This window comes from Cyanobium sp. BA20m-p-22 (assembly GCF_024346275.1).
Lineage (GTDB): Bacteria > Cyanobacteriota > Cyanobacteriia > PCC-6307 > Cyanobiaceae > Cyanobium_A.
This window is the reverse complement of sequence record NZ_JAGQCQ010000003.1, coordinates 15,297-33,980: the sequence shown is the minus strand read 5'-3', so window position 1 is coordinate 33,980 and position 18,684 is coordinate 15,297. Positions and strand designations below refer to the sequence as shown.

16 protein-coding genes are annotated in these 18,684 nt (G+C 68.2%); 3 read left to right on the top strand and 13 right to left on the bottom strand.

Annotation, left to right across the window (positions count from 1 at the left end):
* Window positions 1-99: 99 nt before the first annotated feature.
* Window positions 100-1,077, bottom strand: coding sequence for an aromatic acid exporter family protein (locus tag KBZ15_RS00585; RefSeq protein ID WP_255012529.1), 978 nt, complete (start codon window positions 1,075-1,077; stop codon window positions 100-102).
* 83 nt (window positions 1,078-1,160) lie between these two features.
* On the opposite strand from KBZ15_RS00585, the gene KBZ15_RS00580 reads away from it, so the two are divergent.
* Window positions 1,161-1,619 (top strand): MgtC/SapB family protein, encoded by a 459-nt coding sequence (locus tag KBZ15_RS00580; protein WP_255012527.1) that lies wholly within the window; start codon window positions 1,161-1,163, stop codon window positions 1,617-1,619.
* Here the strand turns inward: KBZ15_RS00580 and KBZ15_RS00575 are convergent.
* Genes KBZ15_RS00575 through KBZ15_RS00565 form a run of 3 tightly spaced genes read right to left on the bottom strand, consistent with a single transcriptional unit; the run spans window position 1,601 to window position 4,688 of the window.
* Window positions 1,601-2,533, bottom strand: coding sequence for an LCP family protein (locus KBZ15_RS00575; RefSeq protein WP_255012525.1), 933 nt, complete (start codon window positions 2,531-2,533; stop codon window positions 1,601-1,603). The two genes, KBZ15_RS00580 and KBZ15_RS00575, sit on opposite strands and share 19 nt — an antisense overlap.
* 29 nt (window positions 2,534-2,562) lie before the next feature.
* On the bottom strand, window positions 2,563-4,362 hold the full coding sequence (locus KBZ15_RS00570; RefSeq protein ID WP_396123362.1) for an ABC transporter ATP-binding protein: 1,800 nt from the start codon (window positions 4,360-4,362) through the stop codon (window positions 2,563-2,565).
* A complete protein-coding gene (locus tag KBZ15_RS00565) occupies window positions 4,356-4,688 on the bottom strand; it encodes an RNA-binding protein (RefSeq protein WP_255012523.1) in 333 nt (110 codons plus the stop codon). Before KBZ15_RS00565 ends, KBZ15_RS00570 begins: the two co-directional genes overlap by 7 nt.
* Window positions 4,689-4,945: 257 nt before the next feature.
* Between KBZ15_RS00565 and KBZ15_RS00560 the strand changes: the two genes are divergently transcribed.
* Complete coding sequence (locus KBZ15_RS00560; RefSeq protein WP_254931339.1) at window positions 4,946-5,146, top strand: hypothetical protein; 201 nt, start codon at window positions 4,946-4,948, stop codon at window positions 5,144-5,146.
* Here the strand turns inward: KBZ15_RS00560 and KBZ15_RS00555 are convergent.
* From KBZ15_RS00555 to KBZ15_RS00525, 7 genes are all read right to left on the bottom strand, one after another.
* On the bottom strand, window positions 5,143-5,457 hold the full coding sequence (locus tag KBZ15_RS00555; RefSeq protein WP_254931340.1) for a hypothetical protein: 315 nt from the start codon (window positions 5,455-5,457) through the stop codon (window positions 5,143-5,145). The genes KBZ15_RS00560 and KBZ15_RS00555 overlap by 4 nt on opposite strands.
* A gap of 37 nt (window positions 5,458-5,494) precedes the next feature.
* Window positions 5,495-7,279 (bottom strand): DEAD/DEAH box helicase, encoded by a 1,785-nt coding sequence (locus KBZ15_RS00550; RefSeq protein WP_255012521.1) that lies wholly within the window; start codon window positions 7,277-7,279, stop codon window positions 5,495-5,497.
* A 281-nt stretch (window positions 7,280-7,560) separates the two neighbouring features.
* Window positions 7,561-7,926 (bottom strand): phosphomannose isomerase type II C-terminal cupin domain, encoded by a 366-nt coding sequence (locus KBZ15_RS00545; RefSeq protein WP_254931955.1) that lies wholly within the window; start codon window positions 7,924-7,926, stop codon window positions 7,561-7,563.
* 26 nt (window positions 7,927-7,952) lie between these two features.
* Complete coding sequence (locus tag KBZ15_RS00540) at window positions 7,953-9,521, bottom strand: ATP-dependent RecD-like DNA helicase (protein ID WP_255012518.1); 1,569 nt, start codon at window positions 9,519-9,521, stop codon at window positions 7,953-7,955.
* The gene (locus tag KBZ15_RS00535) at window positions 9,518-13,222 is read right to left on the bottom strand and encodes a UvrD-helicase domain-containing protein (RefSeq protein ID WP_255012515.1); all 3,705 of its coding nucleotides are present in this window, start codon (window positions 13,220-13,222) and stop codon (window positions 9,518-9,520) included. The genes KBZ15_RS00540 and KBZ15_RS00535 overlap by 4 nt, the downstream gene beginning before the upstream one ends.
* Window positions 13,219-16,482 carry an exodeoxyribonuclease V subunit gamma gene (locus tag KBZ15_RS00530; protein ID WP_255012512.1) on the bottom strand — a complete coding sequence of 1,088 codons (3,264 nt, stop codon included), beginning with the start codon at window positions 16,480-16,482 and terminating at the stop codon, window positions 13,219-13,221. Before KBZ15_RS00530 ends, KBZ15_RS00535 begins: the two co-directional genes overlap by 4 nt.
* Window positions 16,483-16,505: 23 nt before the next feature.
* Complete coding sequence (locus KBZ15_RS00525) at window positions 16,506-17,165, bottom strand: metallophosphoesterase (protein WP_255012509.1); 660 nt, start codon at window positions 17,163-17,165, stop codon at window positions 16,506-16,508.
* Window positions 17,166-17,268: 103 nt separating this feature from the next.
* Between KBZ15_RS00525 and KBZ15_RS00520 the strand changes: the two genes are divergently transcribed.
* Window positions 17,269-17,595, top strand: a complete 327-nt coding sequence (locus KBZ15_RS00520; protein ID WP_255012535.1) for a hypothetical protein — start codon at window positions 17,269-17,271, stop codon at window positions 17,593-17,595.
* Here the strand turns inward: KBZ15_RS00520 and KBZ15_RS00515 are convergent.
* The gene (locus KBZ15_RS00515) at window positions 17,592-17,915 is read right to left on the bottom strand and encodes an MgPME-cyclase complex family protein (protein ID WP_255012506.1); all 324 of its coding nucleotides are present in this window, start codon (window positions 17,913-17,915) and stop codon (window positions 17,592-17,594) included. The two genes, KBZ15_RS00520 and KBZ15_RS00515, sit on opposite strands and share 4 nt — an antisense overlap.
* A complete protein-coding gene (locus KBZ15_RS00510) occupies window positions 17,912-18,661 on the bottom strand; it encodes a pyridoxine 5'-phosphate synthase (RefSeq protein ID WP_255012533.1) in 750 nt (249 codons plus the stop codon). Before KBZ15_RS00510 ends, KBZ15_RS00515 begins: the two co-directional genes overlap by 4 nt.
* Window positions 18,662-18,684 lie beyond the last annotated feature (23 nt).

The window sequence follows — 18,684 nt, the reverse complement described above, 5'->3', positions numbered from 1 at the left end:
AGAACGGATCGGGAAGGCCGAGCATGATCACGAATCCAGCCGAGAGCCCGGCGGTGAGGGCCATCCGCAGGTCGGTTCGTGTGATCAGGGGTGAGGCGTTCATGGCCGGCCCCCATCCCCTCGGCTGGCCAGGGCCAGGCTCTGGGCACTGCGGGTGAGCCGTTGCAGCTCATCGTCGAGGGCCAGCAACAGCAGGGGGGGAAGTCCCTGAGCCTGGGCGAGGTCCGGGAGGCGTTGCCGTTCCGGCAGACCCAGGACCTCGGGCGTCGGGTTTGGGCCGAGCAGTGCCGGCAGCCGCTCTAGCCAAGGTGTCGCGGCCGACGCCAGGGCCCCCTGGGGGAGCAGCTGCCCGAGACGCTGGAGCTGCAGGCTGTGGTGGTTGATGCGCTCCCAGAGCAGGCTGCGCTGGCGCCAGTGCTGCCGCTGGGCGGCGCCCCCTGGGTTGCTGCGCAACTCGTCGTTCACCAGCTGGTTGAGTTGCTGGCAGAGGCGACTGCCCACGATCGGCTGGCTGGCCCGCCATTCACCGGCCACCGGATCTTTGAGCTGGCGGCGGATCGTCTCCAGGCGGTGGCCCAGAACGCTGCGCAGCTGCCTGTCCAGCTGGCCCATCTCCGCAAGCCGGTTGATGGGCCAGAAGAGGGCATTCACCAGCAGGGTGGCCACCACACCCACCAGGGTGTCGGCCGTGCGGTTCAGCACATAGATCCAGTTGAGCTCTGCGTAATCGGCCACCAGGAACAGCATCGAGCACATCACGATTCCCGTGGCCAGGCCGGCCTGCCAGCGCATCAGCCGCAGCAGGGGCACAACCACCAGCAACGACACCGTCAGTCCCACCCAGCCATCCAGCAGGGTGTGTACCAGAAAACTGACCACGCCGGCGCCGATCGTGCCCAGCACCCGGCCCCGGGCCGCGGCCATCACCCGGGTATCGGTCTCGTCCATGCACATCACCACCGCCAACAGCGGGTACCAGATGAAGCGCACGTCGCGGAAGCTGAGCGCCCAGGCGCCGGCGAGGGCGGCGGCGAGGCCGATCTTGATGGCTGCGCGCAGGGCGGGGTGGCTCAGCACGCGGGAGTGGGGTCACAGCCTTGTGGTGATTCTGGCGTTCCTGTCCAGCGCGATCGATGATGGGGGTGGTTGGACCCGGATCATTGCCCTTCACCCCGGACTTGCAGATTCTGCTGCGCCTGGGCCTGGCGGTTCTGTGCGGCTTGGCTGTGGGTATCAACCGCGCCCACCATGGCAATACCAGCCATCCCAATCGCCTGCGGGTGCATGTGCTGGTGGGCCTCAGTGCCTGTCTGATGGTGCTGGCGGCCGGTGACGACCCCCAGGCCCGCAGCCGGGTGATTCAGGGGGTCGCCACCGGCATTGGCTTCCTGGGGGCGGGCGAGATCCTCGTGCCCCCTGCTGCTGACAAGAGGGGCCTGCCTGAGGTGCGCGGACTCACCAGTGCGGCTTCGATCTGGTTTACGGCTGCCCTCGGGGTGACCGTGGCCGCCTCCACCCCCTTACTTGCCGGGGTGGCCCTGGTTCTGGCCCTGATCACCCTGTCCCAGCGCAGCAACGGCGAACCTGGCCAAGATGGCGATCAAAACAGGAATCGATAGCGACCATTTTCGCCACCGCTATCGCCAACGTTCTCTGCTGAGCCCTCTGGAGCGGGCTGGGGCCACTCCGCGTCCCAGTAGCTGATGTCATTGCGATAAAAGGGGCGACCACCCAGCCGCTTGGTCTCCAGCTGGGTCGTGCCCATGGCGGTGATCAGGCCGCCAAGCTCCATCGGGCCCAGATCGGTTTTCAGGTTTTTTCCCGCGGCGGCCAGCAGCACCGGCAACCGCACCAGATGCTCGGGTCGGGTGAGTTTGCGAAACAGGGCCTGCAGGGCCAGCTGCTGACGCTCCAGCCGACCTATGTCACCCATCTCATCATGTCTAAAACGCAGGAAGCCCTCTAGGTCACGACCCTTGAGGGTCTGGGGCCCTGGTTGCAGATCAATGTAGAGCCCCTGGCTGTGATCGCTGTAGAACATCCGTTTGGGCACGTCCACCTCGATGCCGCCCAGGGCATCGGCCATAGACCTGATCGCCGACAAATTCACCACCACGTGATGGGTGATCGGTCGTCCCAATTTGCGGGAGAGTTCTCCCTTGAGCAGATCTGTTCCCCCGAGGCTGTAGAGGGCATTGATCTTGTGGGGGCCATACCCCTCCGCTTCGATATACGTATCCCTGGGCACCTGGGTGATCCGGGTAATGCCGCCATCGACGCGCAGGCTGGCGATCACATCGGTGTTCCCGCCCCCCACATCCGTGCCGAGCAGCAGGATGTCCTGGTTGGTGATGCCGCTCCAGGCCGCAAACGGATTGGTGATGGCGGGGTTCCGGCCCGAGCCCGCATCGGAGAGCAGCTGGGAGAGCGGCGCGGCCAGCAGCAGGCCACCGCCCAGCCCAATTCCGATCGCCAGCAACAGGGAAGCGCGCCTACCCCTTCTGCGGGGTCGATGGTTCTGGGTGGGTCTCATCCCCCAAAAGCTATTTCACGATCAGGGCCCTACGGACCCAGGGGCTCACCGCTGCGCAGGCCTGCCTGCACGCGCCAGAGATTGGCATAGGGGCCGGCCAGGGCGACCAGCTCTTCGTGGCGTCCACTTTCAACTATTCGGCCCCGATCCATCACCACAATCCGATCGGCATGGCGCACACTGGAAAGGCGGTGGGCGATCACCAGGGTGGTGCGCCCGGCGGTGATTGTCTCGAGGGAGCGCTGGATCGCTGCTTCGGTTTCATTGTCAACCGCGGCGGTGGCCTCATCGAGGATCAACACCGGGGGATTCCTGAGGATGGCGCGAGCCAGGGCGATGCGCTGCCTCTGGCCGCCGGAGAGGCGCTGGCCCCGCTCCCCCACCACGGTGTCGTAGCCCTGGGGCAGGGCCTCAATGAAGGCGGCGGCCTCGGCCAGCAGCGCTGCCCGCTCAATGGCCGGCCGCCCTGCGTCAAAACTGCCGTAGGCGATGTTCTCGGCCACGGTCCCAGGGAACAGAAACACCTCCTGGCTCACAAGCGCAATGGCGCGGCGCAGGTGGTCGAGGCGCAGCTCTTGAATTGGGATCCCATCGAGACAGATCCTGCCTGCCTGGATCTCGTAGAGCCTCAGCACCAGCTTCACCAGGGTGCTCTTGCCCGACCCCGTGGCCCCGACGATGCCGAGCGTGCTTCCAGCCGGCACCTCCAGGCAGAAGTTGGTGAGCAGGCCTTCCCGGTCCCGATAGGCAAAGTCCACCCCCGCAAAGCTCAGCGCCCCTTGCACCGCGGCCAGGGGCAGGGGCCGCTCGCCGCTGGGGATCGCAATCGGGGTATCGAGCAGGTCCAGCACCCGGTTGGTGGAGGCCATGGCCCGCTGGTAGTCGTCGAGGGTGCGGCCCAAGGTGGTGATCGGCCAGAGCAGCCGCTGGGTGATGAACACCAGGAAGGCGTAGCTGCCCGTAGCGATCTCACCGCGCCAGGCCTGCAGACCACCAATCACCAAAATGGCGATGAAGGCAAACAAAATGGCGTAGCGGATCAGGGGCACAAAGGCGGCCGAAAGACGAATGGCGCGGCGGTTGGCCTGGCGATAGGCCTCACTCAGCCGCTCCAGCCGAGCCAGCTCCCAGCGCTCGGCCGAATAGCTCTTGATCGTCAACATGCCGCCGAGATTGTTGCCCAACTGGCTGGCCAGGTCGGCAGCCAGCGCCCGCACTGCCGCATAGAGGGGGGCCAGCCGCCGCTGGAAATGCAGGGAACCCCAGAAGATCAATGGAATCGGAATGAACGCCACCCCGGCAACGTCAGGCGAGAGCAGCACCATCGCGGCACCCACCACAACCACGGTGGTGATCAGCTGCAGGATCTCGTTGGCGCCATGGTCGAGGAAGCGCTCCAGTTGGTTGATGTCGTCGTTCAACACCGCCATCAGCCGGCCACTGCTGCCCAGCTCAAAAAAGCCCATCTCCAGCTGCTGGAGGTGGTCGTAGGCCTCAAGTCGCAGCTGGTGCTGCAGCCTCTGGGCCAGGTTGCGCCAGAGCAACCCTTGCAGGTATTCGAAGCTCGACTCGGCGCTCCAGATCACAAAGGAGAGCACCGCCAGCAGCCCCAGCTGGCTGGGCACGGTGGTGGTGCCAAAGCGGGCCAGCCAGGAGGTGTCCTTTTGGACCACCACATCCACCGCCAGGCCGATCAGCACCGGAGGCGCCAGATCGAAGAGCTTGTTCAAAACCGAGCAGCCCGTCGCCAGAACCAGCCGGAGGCGATAGGGACGCAGGGCTTTGATCAGCCGGCCCAGGGCTGGGCGAGGGGGCAGGGGGCTTACCAGCGGTTACCGCCGCCGCCATAGCCGCCACCACCGCCTCCGCCGCCCCCACCACCTCGGTTACCGCCGCCGCCACCGCCGCCCCCTTCCCTGGGGGTGGCTTTATTGACGCGGATCATGCGGCCCATCCACTCGACATCCTGGAGATCGTCGATGGCCTTTTGTTCGGCTGCGTCATCGGCCAGCTCAACAAAGGCAAAGCCGCGCTTGCGGCCGGTTTCCCGGTCGAGGGGCAGGCTGCACTGGCGCACCTCTCCGTATTGGCCGAAGAGATCAAGCAGATCCTCGCGCTCAGCTTGAAACGAGAGGTTGCCAACGTAAATGGTCATTAACGGAGCAAATTCCTGGAACTGATTCGGGAGATGCTGCGGTTCTCGGGGTGCGCCAGTGGTTGCTGGACGCGCCTGATCGAGGCCGAACGCCTGCGAATCTTTTCTATTTTACCGACCGGCGGCTCAACTAGGCCCGCCGGAGCCAGGCTTCATGGAGAATTATGAAGCGCTTCTGAAGAGACCATTTAGCCAGCCGACCAAGGCCCCGATCGTGCTCCATTGTCAGCGAATCCTGATTCAGTGGGAGCCCCAAAATGCACGCCCCTGTCCCCTGGAGCCTCGCCTGGCGCGAAGATGGCGAATTGGCAATCCAGGATCGCTTTGACCTGCTGCAGAGTTTGGTTAGCAGTGAAAGTGCTTCCACCCAGTGCTCTTTGATCGCCGCCGTCGAACGGCTACCCACGGCCGAGCTCTCCAGCCTGGGCCTTGGCAGCGTCACCAGGCTCTGCGCTTAGTTGATGGGCCCTGGACCTGGTTGCGGTGAGGACGTCCTCACCGAGCGCAGGTCCGGCGGACGCCCGCAGGCCTCGTTGGCGTCTTCCACGTCACTTCCCTGGGCGACCCTTCCGCCCACACAGTCACAGGTGCGATCGATCAGGGCCAGCGAAAGGGCTTTTCCCTGTTGCTTGAGATCGGCCTGATAGGCAGAGAGACAAAAGGCCTTCACCACCTCAGCCAGGCTGGCAGCCCGACTCTCGCTCCCACTGGCGACCAGCCCCAGCAGGAGCAAGCCAAGGGGGGCCAATCGCAGCAGGGGAAGACGCATGGTGGGTGGAATGGTGGGAGCAGCCCCGACCTTGCCCTTAGCCCTGCAGTCGCGAGAGTTGCAGCGGTTTGTTCATGACCCGCAGCTGGCGCAGGCCTTGGAACACGTCTTCGGGCATTCCCTTGGGCAGGTCGACGGTGCTGTGGGTGTCGAAGATCTGAATTCGGCCGATCGAACGACCATTCAGACCCGCTTCATTGGCGATGGCACCCACGATGTTGCCTGGCTTGATCCGGTCTCGCCAGCCCACCTCGACGCGAAAGCGCTCCATGTGATCTTCCGGCGGACCCGAAGGCCGCTCGCCACGCCCGCGGTCCCGCCCCCCCTCACGCCCAACGCCCAGATCCCGGCCGCCATCACGGCCACCGTCGCGGCCCGGACCGTTCTGGCGCACCTGATGGAAATTTTCCTCACCCTGGAGCAGCAGGGGTTTGCCGGCCAGGGCCAGCTCCATGGCCGCCAGGGCCAACTGCTCGGGGCTGGAACCCTGCTCCTGGGCCACCCGCTGCAGAATTTCGCTCAGCAGGGCCCTTTCCTGCTCACTGCTCTCGGGGGTCTGCAGGCAACCGGTGAGCTTGGCCCGCATGCGGTCAAGCCTGTTCTGGTTGATGGTGGCGTTGCTGGGCACCTCCATCTCTGCGATCGGTTTGGCCACGACCCGCTCCAGCCCACCCAGAAAGCGACGCTCCCGCGGGGTAAGAAACAGGATGGCGTCGCCGGTGCGGCCGGCCCGGCCGGTGCGGCCGATGCGGTGCACGTAGGCCTCCGCATCGAAGGGGATGTCGTAGTTGATCACCAGGCCAATGCGCTCGACATCGAGCCCGCGGGCCGCCACATCGGTGGCCACCAGCACATCCACCTGGCCGCTTTTGAGCCGTTCGATCGTGCGTTCCCGCTGGGCCTGGGGCACATCGCCATTGAGCACTGCCACGTCGTAGCCATGCTGCTCCAGGGATTCAGCCACGGTGATGGTGATCGCCTTGGTGCGAGCAAAGACAATGACGCCTTCACTTGTTTCGGCTTCGAGTACGCGCTCCAGGGCGGCCAGCTTGTGGGGCGCATGCACCATCAGAAAGCGCTGACGGATGAGGCTGGCATCGGCAGCTTTCTGCCTGATCGTGACCTCGGCCGGGCTGTTGAGGTACTTCTGGGATATGCGCCTGATTTCGGCAGGCATGGTGGCGGAGAACAGCACAACCTGGCGTTTTTCCGGCAGTTGTTCCAGCACCCATTCGACATCGTCGATGAAGCCCATGCGCAACATCTCATCGGCCTCATCGAGCACCAGGGCCCGCAGATTGGAGAGGTCCAGGGTGCCCTGGCGCATGTGATCCATCACCCGGCCAGGGGTACCCACCACAATCTGCACACCGCGCTTGAGCTGGTGAATCTGGTCGCGGAAATCGGCGCCGCCGTAAATTGCCAGGGTGCGAACCCCATTCAGCTGGGAGGCGTAGCTGTTGAAGGCATCGGCCACCTGCAGGGCCAGTTCCCGGGTTGGGGCAAGCACCAGCACCTGGGGCTTGCGCTCGGCCGGATCGAGGCGGGCCAACATGGGCAGGGCAAAGGCCGCCGTCTTGCCAGTGCCGGTCTGGGCCTGACCCACCAGGTCGCGGCCGAGCATCAGCTCGGGGATGGCTGCCTTCTGGATCGGCGAGGGCTCCCGGTAGCCAATTGCCTCTAGGGCCTGGAGGAGTTCGGAGCCAAAACCAAAGCAGCCAAATCCCTGGTCTGCAGAGAGATTGACGGCTGCGGCTGGGTTGGCAGCCGCGTCAAGGTCGGCGGAGCAGGGTGAACTGCTGCCGCTGGAATTTTCAGTCACTGGATTTAATTGGGCCTGGTGAAGCAGGGCTTGGGAAAGCTCTGGCTGGGAAAGTCCTTCAACGCAGGCCGGCAGAAACCCAATGAAGGCAACGATTACTGAGTTGATAATCCCGAGCAGGCGCGCACGCGGCTAGCCAACTTGTTCAAACCTTTCAGTGCTACTTGCCCGCAATTAAATTAATAAAACTGCCCTGCCCTTGAAAAAGGCTGGATCCACACTTTATCACCATCGCCGTCCCCCCTGGCCGTCCCCTGAGCGTCCTCTGACCGTCCAGCAGATCAGATCCGCCCAAAATCGTCGGCCAGCCTTTCGATGTCGTTTTCGCTGAGCCACTCGCCCCGCTGCACCTCGACGATCTCCAAATCCCCATGGCCGCCACTGGCCCGGTGCAGGGCCCCCTGGGGGATGAACACGCTGGTTCCCGCGGCAGCGGCGATCAGTTCATCGGCCACCTGCAGCTGGCCATCGCCTGCCACTACGACCCAGTGTTCGCAGCGGTGCTGGTGTCGCTGCAAGCTGAGCCGCTGGCCGCGGCGAATCAGGAGCCGTTTCACCAGATAGTGCTCGCCGCTGGCCAGGGATTCATACCAACCCCAGGGGCGCTCGACCCTTCCAGCTGGGCTAGGGATTTCGGTTGTGCTCACCAGATAACTCTGGCGGGGCGGGGCGGCTATTTAAAGGGTGTGGTAACCGGCGTGATCAGGGTCGCCTGCTGCCTTGCCCTGGTGAGGGCCGTGTAGAGCAAGCGTTGCTGGGGCCGGCCGGTGGCGGGCATCAGCACCCACACCTCCTCAGCCTCACTGCCCTGGGCCTTGTGCACCGTGAGGGCCAGGGCGGGCTCGGCATCCGGTAGCTGGGCCGGGTGGATCCAGAGGGGCTCGGGGCTGCCCGGGTTCGCAAACAGCAGCCGGCGCTCGCCGCCATGCTCCACCACCAGGCCCACATCGCCGTTGGCCAGGCCAAGGTCCACCAGGTTGTGGCGGCAGAGCACCGGTGTGCCGAGGGGCCAGTGCTGGGGCGATCGGGTGGCGGCTTCCCCCAGCAGGGCCTGGTGGATGGCCCCGACCCCCCAGCGACCGCGGCGCAGCGGGGACATCACCAGGCAGCGATCGAGGGCGCCCAGCAGGGAGCTGGTGGCAGAGGAATCATTGGGGGCCCAGTGGCGGCAGAGCTGCTCGAGATCCAACTGGTGGCGCCGCAACCGCTCCAGCAGCGCTGCTGGCAAGCAGTGGGAGGGCGCCTGGAGCCACTGGAGATTTGAGTCGGCTGGCGCCGGGTCCAGCATGCGGGCCAGCAGGGGTTCGAGCGGCTGCTCCCCCTCCCGGAGCGCCGCCGCTACGGCGGCGATGCTGCCGTTGTTGCGGTAGGTAGTGCGCAGCTCAATGGCAGCACTGCCCAGGGCGAGGCGACGGGCGGGCTCCTGCAGGTCGAGCAGCACCGAGCCGGGACCCACCGGCGGCAGCTGGGCCCCATCGCCCACCAACACCAGCCGGCAGCTGGCTGGCAGGGCATCCAGCAGGGCCTGCATCAGCGGCAGATCCACCATCGACACCTCATCCACCACCAGCAGGTCGAGGGCCAGGGGGTTGTGGCGATTGCGGCCGAAGCGATCGCCCCGGCTCTCCAGGAGCCGGTGCAGGGTGCTGCAGGGGAGATGCAGGCCTGTGCCCGCCAGAGCGGCCCGCAACCGGGCAGCGGCCTTGCCGGTGGGGGCGGCCAGCTGCAGGCGACTGGCCGGCTGTTGGGCCACCAGCGCCACCAACATGCGCGCCACGGTGCTCGTCTTGCCGGTGCCCGGGCCGCCCTCCAGTAGCACGAGGCCCTGCTCCAGCACTGCCCTGACGGCCCGTTGCTGATCAGGGTCGAGACCCTCCAGTTGGGCTGCGGGAGCGGCCCCGCCACCGGCCTCCAGGGGCCGCTGGGCCCGCTCGATCAGCTGCTGCAGCACCCCTTCCCGCTGGCGTTGCCAGCGGCGCCACTGCAATCGCCCATCCGTCATCACCAGCGGGCCATCGGGCTCGGCGGCCAGCGGCGATCTGGCCAGGGCCTGTTGATGGAGGGCACTGGGCACGGCAATCTCCAGTTGGCCCTCGGCCAGGGCCGTGGCCAGGGCCCCGATCAGTTCGGCCACCAGGGGATCGGGGTTGCAGCCGTGCAGCCGCGGCAGGGCTTCCTCCAGGGCAGCGGCCAGGGCCTGCAGCCAGCGCGGTTGCTCCTGGGCTGGGGCCGAGCTGCTCATGCTTCCCCCCCCAGGTTCCGGTCTAGCTGCAGCAGCCGCGCCAGGGGCGGGCGCTCCAGAAACACTCCCGGCACCGCCCCCGTCCCCGCCCCCGCCTCGGTGGCACCGGGAACCCCGCGCAGAAACACATAGGCATAGCCGCCGAGGTGGCGCTGGGGGCTGTACCCCGGCAGACGCCAGCGCAGGTAGCGGTGCAGGGCCACCAGATACAAATGGGCCTGTAGGGGGTAGTGGTTGGTGGCCATCAACTCGGCCATGGCGGCAGAGCCGTAGTGGCGCGGACCGCAGTGCAGAGGCTGGCCCTGGCCATCTCGCTCGCCCAGCCAGTTGCTCTTCCAGTCGGCCACCCACCAGCGCTCGCCGTGGCGAAACACCAGGTCGATCGAGCCGGTGAGGAAGCCCTGGCTGGCCAGCTCCAGCCGGGCCAGCTGCTCGGCGTAGGCGCCCCCGAACCAGCCCTGGGGGTGGGCAGCGAATGGACTCGCCAGGGAGCTGGCCCGCACCAGGCTGATGGGCAGGTCGAAATTCATCTCGTTGAGGCGTTCGGACTGGGCCAGCTGGGCCAGCTGGAAACCCCCCAGCTCCCCGCCAAAGGGCGTGGCCAGCAGCTGCTCAAGGCCGAGCAGCACCGCTTCGTTATGGAGCGCGGCGATGCCGGCCCGCTGGAGCTCCCTGGCACAAACTTCGCCCTGGCGGGCCACGCTCTGGCGGAAATCGATCTGTTCGAGGATCCGGTGCAGGCAATCCCCGGCCTGGGCGCCCCTGGGGAAGCTGGCCAAAGGGCCGTCTTCTGGCCAGGCCAGGGGGCCCGGGTCATCTCCGGGCTGGACTTCGAGCTCCCTGGCCAGGGCATCGGTTTCCCGGCCCTCTTCGAGGGCTTCGGGGGCGGCGCTGTGGCTTGCCTGGGTCCAGCTGGTGTAACTGCTACGCCCCCAGGTGGTATCAAAAGGCGCCAAGGGCACCGGGCCCCGCTGCAGCGGCTCGGCCGCTTCAGAAGCGCAGGCTTGCAGGGGGGCGACGCTGGCGGCGGGGGGATCCACCAGGGTGAGCTGCAGCTGGCGGCGGACGATCTCCTGTTCCAGCAGCTCTCGCCACTCGCCATCGCCGCGGCCCCCGTAGGGATCCTGGTGGGCAGAGGGGGGATCGTCCTGATCAAAGAGCCAGGGGTGGAGGGGGTTGCCCTGCTGCCCCTGGGCCGGGCCCCAGGCCAGCACGAGCAGCTGCTGGGCCCTGGTGGCGGCCACGTAGGCAAGGCGCTCCCGCTCCTGCAGTTCGGCCTGCAGCTGCTTGTCTCTGGCGGCATGGCCCGTACCCCAGTGACCGTTCAGGTGCAGGTCCAGCAGGGGATCACCGCTTTGCGGAGGTGTCCAGCGCACCCCGAGTCGCTGGGGTCCCTGGCTGCCGCCGGGGGCCTGCCACAGGTAGGGGCAAATCACCACCGGGTATTCCAGCCCCTTACTGCGGTGCACGGTCACCACCGACACGGCCGCATCCACCCCATCGCTATGGGGCTGGTGGGCGTCGGGCACGGAGCGGTCGGGATCGAGCCGCAGCCGCCGCAACCAGTCGGCCGCCGCAGCCGCCCCCAGCTGGTCTGAGTGGATCCGCTCCGCCACCAGCTCGCCGCACTGCTGCAGATCCGCCAGCACCCGCCCCCCCAGGGAGAGCCGGGCCAGCTGCCGCTGCTCCAACAGGCTGGCCAGCACGCCGAGAAGGCCCCGCCGGGGCAGCTGGGCGGCGAGCTGGGCCAGGCGAGCGGCCAGGCTGCTCCATTCGTCCTGGCTGGCTTTGGCAATCTGGGCCGCACTCCAGCCCAGCAGGGGCGATGCGGCCAGCAACCGCAGCCGCTGGGCCCGGCCGGGCTCGGCCAGGGCATCCAGCAACCGTTGCAGGGCAGTGGCCCCTGCGCTTTCAAACACATCCCCCTGGCTCACCAGCCGGCTGGCGATGCCACAGGTTTCGAGGGCGCCCCGCAGGGCTTCGGCCTGGCGGTGGGTGCTCACCAGCAGGCAGATGGCGTTGGCGTCCAGGCCCCGGTTGAGCAGGGCCGTGATGAAGCTGGCGATTTGGCCGGGCAGTTGGCGCTCCAAGCTGCTGCGGCTTGGCGGTTTCTGGCCGGCCAGGCGCTGGCCGCCGAGCCAGAGCAACTGCAGGGGGGCTTGCCCCTCAGGCAACACCAGGCCGCTCCCCATCACTTTGGCCTGCACCGGGGGTACGGGCAGGCCGCTGCGGCGCAGGCCCGGCCGCATCAGCCCGTTGAGGCCTGCGATCAGGGCCTCGGTGGAGCGGTAGTTGTCGGTGAGGCTGCTGATGCCGCCCCCGGCGATGGCGGCCTGGCGGGCCCGCAGGTAGGTGGCCAGTTCGCCGCCGCGAAAGCGATAGATCGCCTGCTTGGGATCGCCCACCAGCACTAGCCGGTGCCGGCCGGGCTGGAACGCCCGCGAGAGGATTCGCCACTGGATCGGGTCGGTGTCCTGAAACTCATCGACCAGGACCACGGCGTAGCGCTGCCCCACCACCTCCAAAAGGGGGGTGCTGGCCTGCTCGCCTGGATCGAGGCCCTCCAGCAGCTGGGCGAAACCGAGCCGGCCACTCTGGCGGCGGCGCCTGTTCAACTCGGCCCGGCCCCAGTGGCAGGCATGCAGCAGCAGGGCCTCCGCTGGCCCGTCCAGCACCTGGGCGATTGCCTCCAGCAGGGGGCGCTCCGGCAGGGATGGCCGCTCCCCTTCGATGCCGCGAGCCAGCTTGAGGAAGGCACCAGGGTGGAAGTAGTCGCGCAGCAGCCCCCCGGCGCCGCCGCCGCTGCCGGCCGTGGCCCCATAGTCACCGCCGCTGGGCTGGGCGGCGATCCAGCCGTCCACCAGGCCGCAACGGTCCTTGGTCGGTCTGGGGCTGTAGGGAGTGGTGGATTTAATTCCCAGGGCGCGCCACTGGCCGGCGGAGCAGCAGAAAGCCGCCTCCAGGGCGCGGCCATGGTCGCCCCAGAGCCGCTGAAAGTGACACCAGGCCCCAGCCCAGAGGGCTTCGAGCTGGGGGGCCAGGGGGCCATCAGCATCGATTTCCGGCGGCAGGGGCTCGAGTTGGAGGGCCGGGTCGCCATCGAGTTGGCGCAGCAGGCTCTCCAGCCGCTCCGGGCCACCCAGCCGCTGCTGCAGCCCGGCCAGCAGGGTGCTTTTCAAGGGCAACACCTGGCGCTGCCAGTAGTCGTGGGCCACCTGGCGCACCAGGGTGCCGTTGTCGCTTTCGAGCTGGAGCTCAGGGGGCAGGCCGGCCTCTAGGGCCTGGCGCTGCAGGCTGCGGCGGCAGAAGCCATGGATGGTGGTGATGTCGGCGGCATCGAGCTGCTCGAGGGCGAGCAGCAGCCGGGCCCGCAGGGATCCCGCCCGGGGCCGCTGCCGCTCCAGCCACTGGGCCAGGGTGGGATCGGGGGCCTCCAGCGCCGGATCATCCAGACAGGCCAGGGCCAACTGCAACCGCTGGCCAATGCGGTCCCGCAGTTCGGCGGCTGCGGCATCGGTGAAGGTCACCACGAGCAGCTGACGCAAACTCAGCTCGGCCTCGGCCACGTAGCGCAGCACCAGTTGGGCCAGGGCGAAGGTCTTGCCGGTGCCGGCACTGGCCTCGAGCAGGCGGATGCCCGGATCCAGCGGGAAGGCATTGGCCTCAAAGGGTTGCTCGGCCAAGGGAGGCAGTGTCGTCATGGCAGCTGCTGGCGCAGGGGAGCCAGCAGCTCCTCTGCCTGGGCGGCCACCACCCCGCTGGCCAGCAGGCTGGCGCCGCTGAGGTCGCTGCCGAAACAGAGGGCCTGTTCCGGTTCCTGGCGTTCGCCACGGAGCTGGCCGGGGCCCCGCTGGCTGGAGCCCTCCCAGGTCTGGATGGCCTGCTCCGGCCCCTTCTCGAGCAGGGCCCAGCCGGTCTCAGGCGGCACCGGCCAGCAGCGATGGCGCCACTGCTGCCGCAGGGCCTCCAGGCGCTGCAGTTCCCGCTGGGCGAAATCCCTCTCCGGCGCCAGCAGGCGCAGCGCCACGCCGAAGTCACGCTCGCCGCGGGCAACCACCACCCCGCCGCTGGGGGCCTGGTCGGCGGCGGCGGCCAGCAGCAGCGCCAGCCACAGCTCAAGCCGGTGGCGGCTGCGGGGCTTGGCCGTATGCAGCACCAGCAGGGAGGAACCTCGCCACAGCAGCTCCTGATGCCAGCCCTGCCACTGGGCCTGGTCCCGGTGCTCGGGCCCCAGGGCCTCCAGGCTGGCCTGCAGGCTGCGCCAGCGTTGGCTCAACACACCGGCCTCAAGCTCACCGGCCGCCAGGGGCGGCAACAGGCCCTGGCCCCGGTGTCGCTCCAGCCAGGTGGCGCTCTCGGCCAGGTCGATGTCGTTGGGGTCGGGGTTGGGGTTGGCGAGAGCCTGGCGCAGCAGGTCGGCCCGGCCCCGTTCATCAAGGCTGAGGGAATCGAGGTCATCGAGCCGCTCGGCCCACTCCCGCGGCCGCAGCCCCAGCGCTTGCAGCCAGGTGGCCTGGGGGGCGAGCAGCCAGTCGCGCAGGTCGCCATAGGGATCGGTCCCCCGACTGGTCTCGTTCGCTGGAGGGTCCTCGGCTGGGGGCTCGCTGGCGGCCAGGGGCTGGGGGGGCTCGAGTCCTGCGGGCTGGTCCAGCAACAGGCGGGCGCGGAGCAGGCGCCGATCACAGCTGCCCGGCGGCCGCCCAGCCAGCGGCTGGAAATTGGCCCGGTCAAGGGGGTTGGCGGGGTGGTCCACCAGCAGTCGGCTGCCCTTACAGGCCAGTTGGCCCTGGAGCCACTCGAGCCACTGGCGCACCGGGGTGGCGGGCGGCAGCTCCTCGCCGCTGCGGGGGTCCCGGCTGTTCCAGCTCACCAGCAGGTGGTCCCGGGCCGAGAGCAGGGACTCCACCAGCACGTAGCGGTCCTGGTCGGCGGGATTGGGGTCGCCGAGACGGCGCTGCTGCTCCAACAGGTGGAAGCCGGGCCGCTGCTGCTGCCGCGGATAGACGCCCGCATCGAGCCCCATCAGCACCACCACCCGGTGCGGAATCGCCCGCATCGGCTCCAGGGCACTGATGGTGAGGGCGCCGCTGCGGTGGCCGAACCGGCCTGAATCGGCCGCCAGGCTCTCATCGAGCACGGCGGCCACCACCGCCGCCTCCAGCTTCAAATCGCAGCCCGCGGCGGCCTGCTGCCAGTCGTCGATGGCGGCCAGCACCAGGGGCAGTTCCCAGGCCTGGGCCCCGCCCTCCCCAAACAGGTCGACCAGCAGGGCCCGTAGACAGCTGTTCCAGCCATCGCAGCGGCGGGGCCGCCGCAGCTCCTTGAGCCAGTGGCGCAGCCGGGTGAGCAGGTGCAACCAGCGGCCCACCAGCTCCACACTTTCACCGCAGGCCAAAGGAGCGGTTTCGGCCGGGGCGAGACCGGGTTCCTCCGGCAGCACCAGGCCGAGCAGCAAGCGGTCAATAGCCCAGGCGAGGCTGCCGCCCGCCAGGCCGCCCCGCTCCTCGGCATCGAGGCCCCAGCGGAAGCCGCAGCGCTGCAGCAGCGGATGGAGCGCTGCCATCTCGGCCCCACTGAGCTGGAAGTGGGCCTGAAGGGCAGGGCTCTCCAGCAGGGCTTCCAGGGCCGATGCGGTGAGCCGTTCTCCGGCCAGCGCCAGCAGCGCCAGCAGGCTGCGGCTGAGGCTGGCCTCACTCTGCTGGCTGCGGTCGGTGAGACGCCAGTTGAGGCTCACGCCGGTGGCGTCGCCATCGCCGAACACTGCCGCCACCAAGGGCGCCAAGGCATCCACCTGGGGCGTCATCACCAGCACGTCCCTGGGCTGGAGGGTGGGGTCTGCGGCCATCAGCTGCAGGATGCGATCGCGCACGATCTGCACCTGGCGCAGGGGGCCAGGACAGCGGTGAAACTCCAGGGAGCTGTCTGCCTCAGCCAGCTGCAGCTGTGGTTGGCCAGCCGGATCCACCAATTGTTGCTGCAGCTGATGCAGCAGGGGCGCAGGCCCCGGGCCGCGATGGCCGGCGGCGGGAGCCACAAACAGATCCTTCTCCTGCCCCTGGCCCAGCTCGCTTTCGCCGCTGCCCTCGAGCAACTGCTGAAATTCGCCGCCCAGGCGCCCGAAACGGGCCTCCATCCCAGAGGCCTGCAGCAGCCAGTCGCCATCAAGGGGCTGACGCAGTGCGATGGCATCGCTGAGCAGCTGGCGGCGACTGGTGCAGCGCTGCCACAGGTCGCGGCAGGGCGTGAGCAGGTAGAGATCCACCTGGGTGTGGAGGCTCAGGGCCTGAAGCAGCTGCACCTGGATCGGCGCCAGGCTGCTGAGCCCAAAGAGGCGCAGGGGGTTGGGCAGCTCCACCGCCACAGGCGGGCCCTGCTCCAGCAGGGCGATGGCCTCAAGCAGCCGCAATCCGAAGGGTTTCACCCCCAGGAGGTCACGCAGCTGCAACAGCAGCGAGCGCTGCCAGGCCTGCTCGGGCGCACTGGCCTCGCCGGCCCACCAGGCCGCCAGCAGGTCAGGGCGGTAGAGGCCCGCATCGTCGAGGGCGTCGGCGATGCTGCGGGCCAACTGCCATTGGGCCCGATCAAGTTCACCGCTGCGGCCCTGGCGGCAGCTCCACCAGTGGCGCAGGGAGGCTCCCTCGGGCTGCTCCATCAGCTCGGGCAGCAGGTTCAGCACCGGCCACACCAGCTGGTTGGCCCGCCAGGGATCCCGGTCGCCGGGGGCATCGGCCAGCAGCCCATTGACGATCCGGCGCAGCTGACTGCCTGGAAACGGATAGCGGATGTTGGCCGCGATGCCCCCGAGGTTCAGGGCCAGTTGCTCGCCGAGCCAGCGGCTGGTGGGCCAGGTGTTCACCACCACCTGCACCTCCTCGAAGGGCCCCGGGGGGTTCAGCCGCAGCTGGGCGGCCAGGAGTTCGGCCAGATGTTCTGCCCGGTTGCCCCGGAAGACGGTGAGCAAGGGCTTGGCTCAGCGGTGGGGGATCAAGGCAGGCAGCTCTGCAGCTGCTGGCTGAAGCTGCCGAACTGGCCCTGCTGCAGGCCAGGGACGGAACGGACGGCGCCGGTTTCCGGACAGTAGGCCGAGAGCTCGCCGCCGTAGCAGGCGCCGGTGTCGACCATCACGATCTGGCCGAGGCGCCGCACGTAGGGGCCAGGGGTGTGGCCGATCACCACCTCGCCGAAGCGGCCGTCGTAGGCCTGCCAGAAAGCCATGCGGATGCTGAGGTCGACCTGCCAGCTGGCGGGATCGAAACCGGCGTGGGTGGCGAGCCAACCCGGGCCGCCATAGGTGCAGGGCAACTGGGCAAGCCGCTCCTGCCAGATGCGGCAGTGGCGATCGCCAAGCTGGCGGTAGGTGTCGGAACCGGCCAGGGCCCGGTGGGCAAACCAGTCGCCCTTGTTAAGGGCGGCCACCAGGTCGGCCTCGTGGTTGCCCTTGAGCCACACGGCCCGGCCCGATTCCACCAGGCCCCAGGCCAGCTCCATGGTGCGGCGAATCTGGGGACCGCGGTTGATCACATCCCCGCAGAGGACGAGGCGATCGCCGCTGGGCAATCGCGCTACGAGTCGTTCTAAGGAGTCGGCGCAGCCATGGACGTCCCCGATCACCCAGTGGTGGCAGGTCCGTGAGGGGGACGTCATCGGTCCATCGCGTTGGATCCAGTCTCGCCCGATGACCGTCCGCTTGTCAGCCCCCCCCCACCGGCCATCGCTGGTACGGTCGCAGCAGCGAACCGCCAGCCCGATGAACCCAGCGTCGTTGTCGGTGGGGCAGCGGGTCAATGCCCTTGTCAAGGCCCTCAATGGGGCCAAGCGCACCAATGAAGCCCTGGCCCGCTGCAGCAACGGCGAGGAGATGCTGGATGTGCTGCTGGACGCCTCAGCCAGATTGGGCCTGGGATTGAGCCGTCAGCAGCTGGCCGACACCCCCCCGATCCGCGACTGGGTGTGGTGGAAGAACAAGGAGGCCCTGCTCACCATCGGCGACAACAAGCCCCGCTACAAGCAGGACGGGCAGCAGGGCACGGACGGCGACCCTGGCCCTCGCAAGCGCTTTCTAGGCCTGTTTTAGTTGGCGCCGCCGGCGAGGGGGTCGGCGATCGAGGCGCTCGGAGCTTCGAAGCGCCCGCACACCACGTATTCAAGCCGCAACTTTAGAAAGGTGATGAACTTCTCGTCCGTGGACACCACGGCGGCCGCTGGCCGGGGCACGGCGGCGGCCAGGGGTTCGAGCTCGGGGGCTTGGAGAAAGGCTGGCCGTTTGACCAGCCAAAAATCGATCGCCTTGCCCTGCTCGCCGTAATGGCGCGTGCGCTCCCGCAACACCTCCTCGAGGGGCTCCTCGACGGTGAGGAATGGTTCGCTGGCGGCGATGAAGTGATAAGTGCTCATGGCTGGCGGCTGCCGAACAGGGGGTCGTGGCGCGGATTCTGAACCAGGGACTTCATCTGGCGTACCGCCTGCTCCAGCCCCACGGCCAGGGCGCGGGCCACGATGGTGTGGCCGATGTTGAGCTCCTCCATCCCTTCAATCGCTGCCACTGGCTCCACGTTCTGATACGTGAGGCCATGGCCGGCATTGACCCGCAGGCCCAGGCTGCGGGCGATGAAGCTGCCCTCGCAGAGCCGGGCCAGTTCGCGGGGCTGGTCGGCCCAGCCGGCTTCGGCGTAGGCGCCGGTGTGGAGCTCCACCCACCGGGCCCCACTGGCGGCACAGGCCTCGAGCTGCACCGCCTCGGCATCCACAAACAGGCTGACGCCGATCCCGGCGTGCTGGAGCCGCTCCACCATCGCCCCCAGGGGGCCGGGCTGGCCGGCCACATCCAGCCCCCCCTCGGTGGTTACCTCCTGGCGTTTCTCCGGCACCAGGGTGACCATGTCAGGCCCGATCCGCAGGGCGATCGCCTCCATCTCAGGCGTCGCGGCCATCTCCAGGTTGAGGCGAGTGCGCAGCGTCTGGCGCAGCAGCTCCACATCGCGGTCCTGGATGTGACGGCGGTCTTCGCGCAGGTGCACGGTGATGCCATCGGCACCGCCGAGCTCAGCCAGCAGGGCATAGCTCACCGGGTCGGGCTCCAAGCAGCGGCGGGCCTGGCGCACGTTGGCGATGTGGTCGATGTTGACGCCGAGGCTGGCCATGCGGGGGAGGGGCTGGGGAAGGT